General features: G+C 73.3%; 10 protein-coding genes. 4 read left to right on the forward strand and 6 right to left on the reverse strand.

Features of this window, described 5'->3' with window-relative positions; all coding sequences use genetic code 11:
* Positions 1 to 71 precede the first annotated feature (71 nt).
* Together AB0E05_RS10800 and AB0E05_RS10805 are read right to left on the reverse strand one after the other, a co-directional pair.
* Entirely contained in the window at positions 72 to 1,055 is a 984-nt protein-coding gene (locus AB0E05_RS10800) for a WD40 repeat domain-containing protein (protein ID WP_361961571.1), read from the reverse strand.
* Between the two features lie 38 nt (positions 1,056 to 1,093).
* Positions 1,094 to 1,927 carry an MBL fold metallo-hydrolase gene (locus AB0E05_RS10805; RefSeq protein WP_361961573.1) on the reverse strand — a complete coding sequence of 278 codons (834 nt, stop codon included), beginning with the start codon at positions 1,925 to 1,927 and terminating at the stop codon, positions 1,094 to 1,096.
* Here AB0E05_RS10805 and AB0E05_RS10810 point away from each other — a divergent pair.
* Entirely contained in the window at positions 1,917 to 2,609 is a 693-nt protein-coding gene (locus AB0E05_RS10810) for a GDSL-type esterase/lipase family protein (RefSeq protein WP_361961575.1), read from the forward strand. The two genes, AB0E05_RS10805 and AB0E05_RS10810, sit on opposite strands and share 11 nt — an antisense overlap.
* Before the next feature lie 335 nt (positions 2,610 to 2,944).
* Here AB0E05_RS10810 and AB0E05_RS10815 read toward each other — a convergent pair whose 3' ends face one another.
* On the reverse strand, positions 2,945 to 4,489 hold the full coding sequence (locus tag AB0E05_RS10815; RefSeq protein ID WP_361961577.1) for a DUF6056 family protein: 1,545 nt from the start codon (positions 4,487 to 4,489) through the stop codon (positions 2,945 to 2,947).
* Between the two features lie 2 nt (positions 4,490 to 4,491).
* The gene (locus tag AB0E05_RS10820) at positions 4,492 to 5,625 is read right to left on the reverse strand and encodes a glycosyltransferase family 2 protein (protein WP_361961578.1); all 1,134 of its coding nucleotides are present in this window, start codon (positions 5,623 to 5,625) and stop codon (positions 4,492 to 4,494) included.
* 264 nt (positions 5,626 to 5,889) lie between these two features.
* On the opposite strand from AB0E05_RS10820, the gene AB0E05_RS10825 reads away from it, so the two are divergent.
* Positions 5,890 to 6,882, forward strand: coding sequence for an aldo/keto reductase (locus AB0E05_RS10825; protein ID WP_361961580.1), 993 nt, complete (start codon positions 5,890 to 5,892; stop codon positions 6,880 to 6,882).
* 164 nt (positions 6,883 to 7,046) lie between these two features.
* Here the strand turns inward: AB0E05_RS10825 and thpR are convergent, their stop codons facing one another.
* Positions 7,047 to 7,655, reverse strand: coding sequence for an RNA 2',3'-cyclic phosphodiesterase (thpR, locus tag AB0E05_RS10830; RefSeq protein ID WP_361961582.1), 609 nt, complete (start codon positions 7,653 to 7,655; stop codon positions 7,047 to 7,049).
* Between the two features lie 296 nt (positions 7,656 to 7,951).
* On the opposite strand from thpR, the gene AB0E05_RS10835 reads away from it, so the two are divergent.
* Positions 7,952 to 8,377, forward strand: a complete 426-nt coding sequence (locus AB0E05_RS10835; RefSeq protein ID WP_361961584.1) for a hypothetical protein — start codon at positions 7,952 to 7,954, stop codon at positions 8,375 to 8,377.
* Positions 8,378 to 8,442: 65 nt separating this feature from the next.
* Positions 8,443 to 8,865: a hypothetical protein gene (locus AB0E05_RS10840; RefSeq protein ID WP_361961586.1), complete on the forward strand. Its 423-nt coding sequence runs from the start codon at positions 8,443 to 8,445 to the stop codon at positions 8,863 to 8,865.
* Positions 8,866 to 9,024: 159 nt separating this feature from the next.
* Here AB0E05_RS10840 and AB0E05_RS10845 read toward each other — a convergent pair whose 3' ends face one another.
* A complete protein-coding gene (locus AB0E05_RS10845; RefSeq protein WP_361961588.1) occupies positions 9,025 to 11,772 on the reverse strand; it encodes a helicase-associated domain-containing protein in 2,748 nt (915 codons plus the stop codon).
* Positions 11,773 to 11,778: the final 6 nt, after the last annotated feature.

The following is an 11,778-nucleotide window of genomic DNA, read 5'->3' on the forward strand; positions in this document are numbered from 1 at the left end:
ACTGACGTACTGACGTACGCCTCAGACGCGGGCGCCGGCCCGGCCGTCACCCCCACACCGTCGCCCCGCCGTCACCCGCGCCTGAACAGCCGGCGCACGCCGAGGAACAGCAGGGTCGCCAGCACCAGCACGACCGCGCCGTACGCGGCCTTCGCCGGCACCCTCGCCTCGTCCCCGTCGTCGTCCGACGCCGAGCCGCCGCCCTTCGACGACGCCTTGCCGTCGTCCCCGCCGCCCTCGACCCCGACCTTCCGCACCTCGGCGCGCTCGCCCTCGGAGCTGAACATCAGCCCCTTGCCGTCCAGGGTGTACGACACCCCCTCGGACTGCTGCTGGACCGGCGCCTTCACCCGGTAGTCCGCGCCGAGGCGGCCGTCGGACCGCCACTCGTACCCCCGCGCGGAGAAGTACGAACGCAGCACCAGCCGCTTGCCGTCCGGCGAGAAGGAGCCGTCCGTCACCCACGGCACCTCGCCGATCTTCTTGAAGACGTTGGTGCCCTTGGCGCGCAGCGGGTGCGGCCCCTCGTAGAGCCCGCCGCCCTCCCCGTTCTTCGACGCGATGTACACCCGGCCCGTCGTGGGGTGCACCATCAGCGCCTCCGCGTCCCGCGGGCCGTCCTCGTACTGCACCGTGTACTGCGTGGCGCGCACGGTGGTGTCGCCCAGTTCGGCCGGCTCGGGGAAGGTGTAGATCCACACGTGGTCCCACGTGCCGTTGCGGTTGTCCCCGATGTCCCCGACGTACACCTTGCCGTCGGCCCCCACGGAGATCGCCTCCATGTCCCGCGGCTTGCCCACGCCCTTCAGCGTCACCGTCGCGACCGTCTTGCCCGTCCGCGAGTCCACCGCGAACACCCGCGGCTCGTCCTGGTCGTTGTGCGTCCAGTAGACGCCGGGGTGCGCCCGGCTGGCCGCGAGGCCGCTGGACTCCGTGATCCGGGAGTCCTGGAAGGTGAACTCGGAGTCGGGCCCGGCGGCGAAGGCCGGGGCGGCGGCCGGCAGCACGCAGAGGGCGAGGGCGGCGGCACCGGCGACGTACGGAAGCGAACGCATGCACCAAGCCTGCCATCCCGCGCGGGCCGGAGCGCGCGTCAGACCGGTGCGCCCCCACCCTGGTACACGGCCGTGTCATGGGCGAAGCGCGCGGCGTCCGGCGGCGGGACGTACTGGGCCGTGTCATGGGCGAAGTGCACGGTGCGCGGCGCGAGCCGGGCGATCCGGTCCAGCCACGGGCGGTACGGCGGCAACGGCGGCTCCAGCCCCTCCGCCACCACCCGGCGCGCCAGTTCGGCCGACGCGTACTCGGACGCGAAGTCGTACGCCTGCCCCGCCAGCAGCACCGAACCGCCGGGGCGCTCCACCCACAGCGACTGGTGGCCGGGCACGTGCCCCGGGGTCGGCACGATCCGCAGCCCCGGCCACGGCTCGACCTCGCCGTCGACCTCCTCGTACACCGCGCCCGGGAAGTCCACGAGCGCGTCGATGGTGTAGTCGCCGGCGCGGGCGGTGGCCAGTTCCGTGCGCTGCACGACGATCGGGACGCCGGGGAAGAGCGGGTTGCCGCCCAGGTGGTCGAAGTGGAGGTGGCAGTTCACCACCATCGCGACGTCCTCGACGGCGACGTCCACCGCCGCCAGTGCGGCCCGCAGTGACCTGCGGTGCGGCCGGTAGTGCGCGTCGGCCTCCGCGTCGCCGGTGCCGATGCCGGAGTCGAAGAGCAGCAACCCGCGCGGATGGCGTACGAGATGGGCGAAGACGGGCTCGGCGCGCGGACGGCCGGTGCCCGTCTCGACGGCGGGCCGGACGAAGTACCCGAGGTCGAGCCGGTGCACCCGGACCGCACCGCCGACCACGGGGGCGCCGTGGTCGTTCTCACATCGCGTCCCACCTGCGGCTTCGGACATCATGACCCCCATGCGTTTCATGTTCGTCGGCGACTCCATGACCATCGGACGCGCCGGCGACTACACCTGGCGCTACCGGATGTGGCGGCACCTGTGCACCTCATCCTTGCCCGAACCGCCCGAGATCGTGGGGCCGCGCAGCGGGCTGTACGACCCGGCGGCGGACGCGCCCCTGTCCACCGCGTACGCCGACCCCGCCTTCCCCGCCGAGGCGCGCCACCACCTCGCGGGTTGGGGCGAGGGCTGGCTGCACCTGGCGCCCTCCGTCGGGGCGGCCGTCGCCGAGCACCGCCCGGACGTCCTGCTGGTCTCCCTGGGGCTGATAGACCTCGGCTTCTACACCAACAGCGAGCAGACCGCGGTCAACGTGCGCCGCTTCGTCACCGGGGCGCGCGCCGCGGCGCCGGGGCTGCGGATGGTGCTGCTGCCGGTGATCCCGAACGTCCGCGCCCGCACCGACGCGCCGTTCGCCGCGGAGTGCGAGCGCTTCAACGAGCTGCTGGCGAAGGCGGTGGCGGACCTGGACGAGCCCGGCTCACCGCTGCTGCTGGCGTCGCCGCCGGCCGGGTACGACCTCGACGTCGACACCTACGACGGCACGCACCCGGGCCCCTCCGGCGAGCAGAAACTGGCCGCGGCCTTCGCAACGGCCCTCCACCAGGCGTGGGGCCTGGGCGGCCCGTACCGCTGGGCGCGCCCGTGAGCCCCGCGCTTCCCCGTGCGCTGGGGGCGTGGCCGCGGTGGCTCTTGCGGGAACATTGGTCCCTGCGGCCCGGTGGTGGGCTTGTCGCGCAGTTCCCCGCGCCCCTGATGTGCTGCCCCTGCCATTCGTCTGCGGGTCAGAGACGGAGGTTCAGGGGCGCTGGCCCCCACGCCCTGCGGGCGCAAGGGGATGCCGCTCGACGACTCGCAGATGACCGGCAGGGGAAGCGAATCAGGGGCGCGGGGAACTGCGCGAATAGCCCCCACCGGGCCGCAGACGGCAACGCGCCCGCGGGGCTACGGCGGCTGAGGTCAAAAAGGACCGCGCGGACGGGGCTACGGCGCCTGGAAGTCCTTCGAGTACGTGACCTTCTCCAGGCCGTACCACTCGGCGACGCACTGTCCTGGCCAGAGCCTCGTGCCGTTCTTGCTGAAGGGCTCCAGCATCCGGCCGACCTTCGTCGGGGTGTACGGCATCTCCGTCTCGCCGCGTGCCGCGCCGTCCCGCAGGTAGGCGTCCTGACGGTCCCACAGCTCGGCGCGGGTGCGCATGTCGCGGCTCAGGTCGAGCAGCGGCGCGGCGAGGCCGGCGACGGTGACCGCGCACACCGCGGCGGCAACGGCGGTCAGCGCCAGGGTCGTGCGGTCCCGGCGCCCGGACGCCGCGGCTGCGGCCCGCAGCCGTAGCCAGCGCCCCAGGAACGCCCCCGCGGCGACCAGCAGGAACACGTACATCAGCAGGTAGTCGTTCCAGGTGCGCTCCGTGGTGAAGACCTTCGGGCCGAAGACCGGGTACGTGATCACCGTGCACAGGTAGCCGGCGGTCAGGAACGCGGCGGCGCCGAGCCCGAGCAGCGGCAGCGGGCGGGCCGGCAGCAGCACGCGCGAGCCGTTCGCCCGGCGCCGTGCCAGCAGCCCGATGACGACGCCCGCGGCGATCGCGCCCACGTACTGCCAGGTGGTGAAGACCGTGCCGAGGATGCGCACGTACCCGCGCAGCGCGCCCTCCAGGGACTCCGGCGCGAGCATCGAGGTGCTCTCCGCGTCGAAGCGGTTGCGGCGGTTGCGCGAGCCCGGGGAGGTGAAGAGCACGAGGGTGCCGACGGCGATGCCGGCCATGCCCGCCAGCGACCAGATCCGCACGAAGCGGCGCACCCGCTCCACGAAGAACTGCCCGGCGAAGAGGACCACGCAGGAGAGCACCACCAGCGCCACCACGGACGCCTCTTCGGAGAGCGTGCCCATGAAGACGCCGGCGAGGACGACGACCGCGAGCGCGGCGATGCGGCTGCGCCGGTCGTGCGCGCGCAGCAGCGGCAGTGCGGCGGCGACCGCGAGCACGGGCGCCAGCGTGTGCGAGACGGAAGCCGCCGGCCAGTAGAACGTCTTGTACGTGTTGGGCGTGGCGAACAAGAACACCGCGCTGATCATCGCGGCGGCCAGCAGCGGCACCCCGCGCGGCACCCGCTGCCCGGACCTGGCCAGCACCTGCGCGACCACCGCCCACAGCAGGACCAGCATCAGCGCCCCGCTGACCAGGCCGTACCACTGGTGGCCGCCGACGGGGAACTCGGTGTACGCGCCGACCAGGATGCCGTTGGCGACGCGGCCGTTGTCGTTGAAGTAGAAGGTGTGGACCAGGCCCCACATGCCGTCCTCGCGGACCTGCGGCAGGAAGCACCACTCGTCGGCGCTGGGCCGTACGTGCCGGCCGAACCACATGGCGAGGGCGAGGAGTCCCAGCGGCAGCGCGGCCAGCGCGAGGGGCCAGATCGCGGGCCGCTCGGGGCCGGCGTCGGGCGTCGGTCCCGAGCCGCTGCGGGCCGCGTTCGCCTTCTGCGCTGCCTCGTCCGCCGCGTTCGCGGACGCGTCGACGCTCATCGTCAGGGCTGCCTCTCGTGCAGGGGGCGGGGCCGGGCGGTCGCGGCCTCCAGCAGGGGGTGGTCGGGCGCGAAGTCGGGCGGTCCGCTCGTCAGATCGGTCTCCCGGACCACGTAGTGCGGTCGCCGCTTCGACTCGTGGTAGATCCGCCCCACATACTCGCCGATCACGCCGAGCGTGGCGATCTGGATGCCGCCGAGGCCGACCATCGCGGCGATGAGGGTGGCGTAACCGGGGGTGTCGACGCCGCTGACGATGACGTTGACGACGATCCACAGGGCGTACGCGAGCGCGGAGAGCACCAGCCACAGCCCGGCGTGGATGGCCAGGCGCAGCGGGCGGCTGTTGAAGGAGAGCAGTCCGTCGATGCCGTAGTTCAGGAGCCGGCGCCCGCCCCACTTGGAAGTGCCGGCCGCACGCTGCTGGTTCTCGTACGCGAAGGTGACGGTGTCGAAGCCGATCCAGGAGAAGAGGCCCTTGGAGAAGCGGTTGCTCTCGGGGAGCGCGAGCAGGGCGTTCACCGCGCGCCGGGACAGCAGCCGGAAGTCGCCGGCGCCGTCGACGATCTCGACGTCCATGAAGCGGCGCACGAGCCGGTAGTACAGCTGGCTGAGGGCGGTGCGCAGCACGCCCTCGCCGGCGCGGTCGCGCTGGGCGATCACCTGGTCATAACCGTGCTGGTGCAGCTCCAGCATCCGGGGGATCAGGGCCGGCGGGTGCTGGAGGTCGGCGTCCATGATGACGACGGCGTCGCCGTGCGCCATGTGCAGTCCGGCGAGCATCGCGGACTCCTTGCCGAAGTTGCGGCTGAAGGAGGTGTAGCGGGCGCGCGGGTCGGAGTCGGCGAGCTTGCGCAGCAGGTCGCGGGTGCCGTCGCGGCTGCCGTCGTCCACGTAGCAGATCTCGAAGCTCGTGGGGGTGGCGGACGGGGCGTCAGACGCCTTCTTGGTACTGGTCTTGGCCGTGCTGCTCGTTGTGGCTGAGCCGGTGGATGCGCCCGGGCCGGTGGATGCGCTCGGGTCGTTGGGCGCGGGCCTGGTCAGGGCCGACTCCAGCGTGGTGACAAGCGTGGTGTGGAAGGTCTCGATCACCTCGCTCTCGTTGAAACACGGAACAACAATGGAGATATCGGGCATGTGGACGAATCCTCTGTGGTGGTCAGGAAGTCAGAGCGCTTCCGGACTGCGCCGGTTCCCCCGCCCCGATGTGACGTCAAGCACGCAATGGCTGCGCGGCCGGCCCAGGATGGCGAGATTCGACCCGATTCGTCAACTGACGCCCACTCTTGTGTAGCAGGACCGCGACATGTCTTCTGCTGGGCGTTCCCCAGCAATTGACCTTGTTGGCACGGGTAAATGCGTCTTGCCTGCGGCCCGCTCGACGCAGTTGGCTATGCACCCATGGAGTACACGCAGCTGGGACGTACCGGACTCAAGGTCAGCCGCATCGTCCTCGGGACGATGAACTTCGGGCCGCACACCGACGAAACGCACAGTCACGCGATCATGGACGCCGCGCTCGACGCGGGCGTCAACTTCTTCGACACCTCCAACACCTACGGCGGTCCCGAGCACCGGGGCCGCACGGAGGCGATCATCGGCAACTGGCTCGCCCGGGGCGGCGAGCGGCGACGCGACAAGATCGTGCTCGCGACCAAGGTGTACGGGCACGTGGGGGCGAACGGCACCCAGTGGCCCAACCACGACAAGCTCTCCGCGTACAACATCCGGCGCGCGGTCGACGCCAGCCTCAAGCGGCTCCAGACCGACCGGATCGACCTCTACCAGTTCCACCACGTCGACCGGAACACCCCGGTCGACGAGATCTGGCAGGCGCTCGACACCCTGGTCCAGCAGGGCAAGATCCTCTACGCCGGCTCGTCCAACTTCCCCGGCTGGAAGATCGCCCAGACGAACGAAGCCGCACGTCGCAGGGGTTCCCTCGGTCTGGTGAGCGAGCAGTGCATCTACAACCTCTTCGAGCGCCGCGCCGAGATGGAGGTCGTTCCGGCCGCGCAGGAGTACGGGCTCGGGGTCATCCCCTGGTCGCCGCTGCACGGCGGGCTGCTCGGCGGGATCTTGAAGAAGGACGGCTACGGCACCCGGCGCGGCAGCGGCCTCGGCGCGGAGTCGCTGGCTCTGCCGGGGGTGCGGGAGCGGATCCAGGCGTACGAGGACCTGCTGGACGAGCACGGTCTTGCGCCCGGCGAGGTCGCGCTGGCCTGGCTGCTGACCCGGCCCGGGGTCACCGGGCCGATCGTGGGGCCGCGGACCGCCGAGCAGCTGGCGGGGGCGCTGCGCGCGGCCGAGCTGAAGCTGGGCGACGAGCTGCTGGCGGCGCTGGAGGAGGTCTTCCCGGCGGTCGGTCCGGCGCCGGAGGCGTTCGCCTGGTGACGTACGGAGGCCGACCCGCGTAAGGGGGTGGCGGTGGCGTCCCGGGCCGGAGTCCGGCCCGGGGGCTACTGGCCGAGCACGGACGCCACCGCGATGATCGCGAACATCAGCACGAGCGCACCGGCCATGATCCGGTTCCTGGTCTTGGTCTTCACATCACGAGGTTAACGCGCCTGTTCGAGCGAGCTCCCGGAACCCAGTCGCCAGGTGGCCAAGGTCTCGTACCGCGGCTCGGCGCCCGGGGTCCCGCCGGCCGGCAGATGGCTGCGGACCAGCACGAACTCCGACACCTCCCAGGGGGTGCCGGTGAAGTCGCCGAGCGCTTCCGCGTACGCACCGAGCGCGGCGCCCCCGCCCGCGGCGCCGTGTCGGCGGCGGGCGCGGGCGAGCGTGAGGTGCGGGGTGAAGCGCCGCGGCTCCTCCCTCGCGATCCCGCTCCGCCGGGCCGCCGCGTCCACCCGGGCCGCGAGGTGCCGCAACTCTTCGGTGCCGCCGGCGGCGCCCGCCCACAACACCCCGTTCCCGAAGTGCCCGCCGCCGCTGATCGACAGCGGGAACGCGCCGCCGCGCCGCGCGGCCCGGCCCAGCCGCTCCGACAGCTCCGGCAGGACGTCCTCCGGCACCGCCCCGCAGAACGCCAGGGTGTAGTGCCAGCCGGCGCGCCCCGTCCACCGCAGCGCGTCCGCCCCGGGCAGCTTTCCAAGGCGTGCCGCCGCGGTGCCCAATTCGTCGAGTTGCGGCGCCGGCGGCACGACGGCGACGAAGAGTCTCATCACCCGATTATCGCCGGCGGCACCGAAAAGGGCCGTACCACCACCCCTACGAGCTGCGCCGTTCGCCGTACCACCCAATGAGTGCATGGACCATTCATCACCACTGGAATGCGATATCGAATATTTCTCACCACACATCAAACGAACAAATTCAAGCCACTCGACAGGTACGCACAACTGGCCACGAGAATGCCCTCGGGGCCTTATCGCGCAGTGATGATCCATATCCACGAATGCCATTGCGTAATGACGGTGAGCCACCACACCATGACGCAAACGGAAAGGACCGAGCCCTCATGCGCCAGCACGTCACGTCCCTGGTCATCGCCGCCACCGCGGCCGGTGCCCTCGCTTTCACCACCACCCCGGCCAGCGCATCCGTCACGCCCTGGAAGCCCGCCCCCACGTCGAACACGACGTGCGGCGAGCTGAAGTGGCACGGAGGCGGCCCCGGCACGCGCTTCACCACCTGCGTCCTCTACAAGGACGGCTACGCGCAGGCCGTGCTCTTGGCGTCCAGCTTCGGAATCCGCCCGCACACCGTCAACGCGGGCAAGGTCGACAGCACCTTCGGCAGCGCCGCGCGGTGCGCCACGACGACCATCGGCCCGGGCATGGCGCCCGTCGCCTGCGTCGGTCCGAAGGTCGCCGTCTCCGCGGCCCCGACGCAACTGCCCACCGCGACGCTCACCGTCAACGGCGTCGCGCAGAGCTACCCCTGATGCGACCGCCCGTCCCGGCTGCCGACTCCCGTCCTCACCACCGAAGCGAAGGAAGCGAACCCCCCATGCGCATGCAGGTGAAGTCCCTGGCCGTCGCCGCCGCGGCGGTCGGTGCCCTCGCGGTCGCCGGCGCGCCCGCCAGCGCCGCCACCACCGCCTGGCAGCCCACCCCGACGTCCAATCTGACCTGCGGCCAGGGGAAGCAGCACCCGGGCGGCATCGGCGTGAGCTTCACCACCTGCGTCCGCTACGAGGGCGGTTACGCGCAGGCCGTGCTCTCCGTGACCAGCTTCGGCATCGTTCCGTCGAACATCGACTCGGGCGAGGTCAAGAGCACCTTCGGCTCCAACGCGACCTGCGGGACCTCCACCGTCGGCCCCGGCGTGCGGCGCTCCTGCATCGGGCCGAAGTTCCCGCGCAAGGCCCCGCCGACGCAACTGCCCACGGCGAAGCTGGTCATCAACGGCGTCGAGCGCTCCTACCCCTGACGGGGCCCGCCCCGCCGAGAGCGACCGTCCCCGACACGGGCGGCTGCCCTGACGGGCCATGTGACCAGGCGCCGCCGTAACCCCCGGCGGCGGCGCCTTCCTCTCTCCCGGCGCCGGGCAGCCGGCGCCGGTCGGTCCTCGCAGCCCGGTCCTCGCCGCTCAGTCCTCCGCGAGTTCCGCGACGCCCGTGATCCGGTGCAGCGGATAGGTGCGGACCTCGTCGGCGGTGTGGTCGTAGCCGGTGACGAAGCCGCCCTCGACCCGTACCGGAGCGATCACCCGCTGGCTGGCGGCGCCGTCGGCGTTGACGTAGCCGATCCACACCGCGGAGCCCGTCATCGCCGCCGCCTGGACGGTGGCCAGTGTCTCCGCCGTGCTGGTGCGCGGCAGTTCGCCCCGCCCCGGCGCGGGCGACGGTCCGTGCGCCGTTTCCCGCGCTGTTCCGTGCGCTGTTCCGTGCGCGGGCTTGCGCGCCACCGTGGCCGCCAGATCGCCCGCCCGGATCGCCCTCACCGCCGCGGCCAGCAGCGTGCGGTCCGGCACGGGCAGGCCGTCCGAGTGCGGTGCCGGGGGCGTACGGGGCGGGGTGCGGCGGGCGTGCGCGCGGGCGATCAGCACGTCGCCCTCGGCCGACTCGGCCGCCGGGGCGTACCCCATCGACCGCAGCGCGGTCAGCAGCGTCGCCGGGTCCGCACCGGACGCGGCGACCGTCGGGGCGAGCCGGCGCAGCCGCAGCCCCGCCGAACGCTTGTCGGCGAGGATCTCGTCGAGCAGGGCGTCGTCGTAGCAGCGGACGTACGCCGAGGCCGCGCCGATCCGCAGATGGCCGTGGCGCCGGGCCACGTCGTCGATCAGATAGCTCAGCGGCTGCGGCACCGGGGTGCGGGAGTGCGCGGCCAGCAGGGCGTGCAGTTCGGCCGCGGTCCGACCGGCGTCCAGCGCGCGGCGCACCGAGCCGGGGGTGAAGCGGTACACGGTCGCCCCGCCCTTGGACTCCACGTCCGCGAGCACCGACAGCGTCTCGGCGAGCGGGCGTTCCAGCGGGCCGGGGGCGACGGCGGTGAGGTCGGCCTGGAGCAGGACGTGGTCCAGGGGCGCGGGCAGCAGCGGCGCGAGGACGTCCGCAGCAGCGCGTACCGCCGCGCCCACGCCCCCTTCCGCGGACCCCGCGCCCGCCCCGGCTCGGCGTCCGCCGCCGGCTTCGTTCTCCGCCGCCGGCCAGAGCACGGCCAGCAGCGCCCTGCCGTGCGAGGCGAGCGCTCCGCGGCCCGTCACGCCCAGGGTCTCCGCCTCCGCCAACGTCCAGGTCGCGACCCTGTCCCGGAGGTCCATCCCGTCCATCGCGCTGCCCGCCGAGACCGCTGAACCCTCCGGGCCGCGCAGCGGACGCTCCCACCGCAACCGCGCCAACAGCGTCTCGGGATCCGGTGCCTGCGCCTGCGGCAGGTCGCTCAGCAGCGTGAGCACGCGCCGGCGGACTTCCGGCGCCACGCTCCGGTCGATGCCGGGCCCGAGCGCCGCCAGGGTGCGCCCCTTGCCGTCGACGTCGCCGACGAGCCCGGACGTACGGGTCGAGGCGAGCCACGCAGCGGCGAGCACGGCCCAGCGGTCCGCCGCCGGCAGCTCCAGCCAGTCGTCGTACGCGGGCGTGGGCGCGTACGCCTCGTCGGCCTCGCCGTCGGAGGCCAGCAGCCCCGCCCCGTACGCCAGCTCCACCCAGAACGCGGCCATCGGCTCGCTGGCGTCCAGCGCGACCGCCGTGCGCTTGAGGTCCCGTACGGACAGGCCGCCGGCGCGCAGCACCTGCGGGCCGCCCTCGTGCCAGTCCTGGAGCAGGTCCTCCACGGTCGACAGCGCGGCCAGGGCCTGGCCCGCCGCCGTACTGTCCACAACCTGTGGACGAGCGGCGAGCGCGGAGACCGCCGGCCGCACCTCGGGCGGCAGCGGCTCGGGCGAGCGGTGCGCCCGGCCCGCCCGCAGGTGCAGCGCGACCTCGCGCGGCAGGACGAGGGTGCGCGGGGACGCCGGCAGCAGCAGGCCGCGGTCGCGCAGCCAGCGCACCGGGGGCGCGGGGTCGGCCGTGACCTCCCCGTACGGCGGCCCCCACACCAGCCGGTCCAACACCGCCAGTGCGTCCGGCGGCGCCGTGTCGAGGAGCGCCGCCATCCGCGTGCGGTCCGTGAAGAGCGCCGTCAGCGCGGCCACGGCGGACACCGGGTCGTGGGTGGACGGCAGCCCGGCCGCCGTGACGACTTCCTGGAGCCGGCCGGGCGACATCCCGGCCGTGGCCTCGGCGGCGGTGGGCCCGAGACCGGTCGGGGACGGGCGGGCCGGGGACGGGGTCAGCAGTTCCCGGGCGGTGCGCACCAGCCGCAGCCGGCCGTCGCCGCCCCACACCAGGGCCTGGGTGCGCAGCGCGCCGAGTGCGCCGGGCAGCGCGCCGGCGATCGTTCCGTCGGGGTCGCCGTACGCGTCGTCGCCGGTGAGCAGCGCGAGCAGGGTGTCGTACGACGTGGGCTCGGGCGCGACCGCCAGCGCCTCGGCGGTCTGGAGGGCGAACCGGTCCAGCCGGTCCAGCGCGCGGACGACGGACGCGCGGGTGCCCGCCCGGGTCGCGAGCTGCGTCAGGTCGCCGGGGACGGGGTTCAGCAGGTCGGGGCGGGTGCGCAGCAGCGCGGCGAGTTCGTCGTCGCCGCGGGTGCGCAGGGCTTCGGCGAGGGTGCGCGGACCGCTCGGGGCGGGTGCGCGGGCGGGTGTGCGAGCAGGTGTGCCGCGGGACGGACCGTCGGACGGGCCGTCAGGCGTACCTTCGGGTGAGCCGTCGGACGGGCCGTCGGGTGATCCGGCGCGTGATCCGTCGGGCGGATCCTGAGGCGATCCGGGCGTGGCTTCGGGCGTGGTCCCCATCCGCAC

Source organism: Streptomyces sp. NPDC048057, from assembly GCF_040653095.1.
In the GTDB taxonomy this organism is placed as follows: domain Bacteria; phylum Actinomycetota; class Actinomycetes; order Streptomycetales; family Streptomycetaceae; genus Streptomyces.

Coding starts and splice junctions, on each gene's coding strand:
- AB0E05_RS10800 (WP_361961571.1), bottom strand. CDS start 1,055: ATGCGTTCGCTTCCGTACGTCGCCGGTGCCGCCGCCCTCGCCCTCTGC.
- AB0E05_RS10810 (WP_361961575.1), top strand. CDS start 1,917: ATGCGTTTCATGTTCGTCGGCGACTCCATGACCATCGGACGCGCCGGC.
- AB0E05_RS10805 (WP_361961573.1), bottom strand. CDS start 1,927: ATGAAACGCATGGGGGTCATGATGTCCGAAGCCGCAGGTGGGACGCGA.
- AB0E05_RS10815 (WP_361961577.1), bottom strand. CDS start 4,489: ATGAGCGTCGACGCGTCCGCGAACGCGGCGGACGAGGCAGCGCAGAAG.
- AB0E05_RS10820 (WP_361961578.1), bottom strand. CDS start 5,625: ATGCCCGATATCTCCATTGTTGTTCCGTGTTTCAACGAGAGCGAGGTG.
- AB0E05_RS10825 (WP_361961580.1), top strand. CDS start 5,890: ATGGAGTACACGCAGCTGGGACGTACCGGACTCAAGGTCAGCCGCATC.
- thpR (WP_361961582.1), bottom strand. CDS start 7,655: ATGAGACTCTTCGTCGCCGTCGTGCCGCCGGCGCCGCAACTCGACGAA.
- AB0E05_RS10835 (WP_361961584.1), top strand. CDS start 7,952: ATGCGCCAGCACGTCACGTCCCTGGTCATCGCCGCCACCGCGGCCGGT.
- AB0E05_RS10840 (WP_361961586.1), top strand. CDS start 8,443: ATGCGCATGCAGGTGAAGTCCCTGGCCGTCGCCGCCGCGGCGGTCGGT.
- AB0E05_RS10845 (WP_361961588.1), bottom strand. CDS start 11,772: ATGGGGACCACGCCCGAAGCCACGCCCGGATCGCCTCAGGATCCGCCC.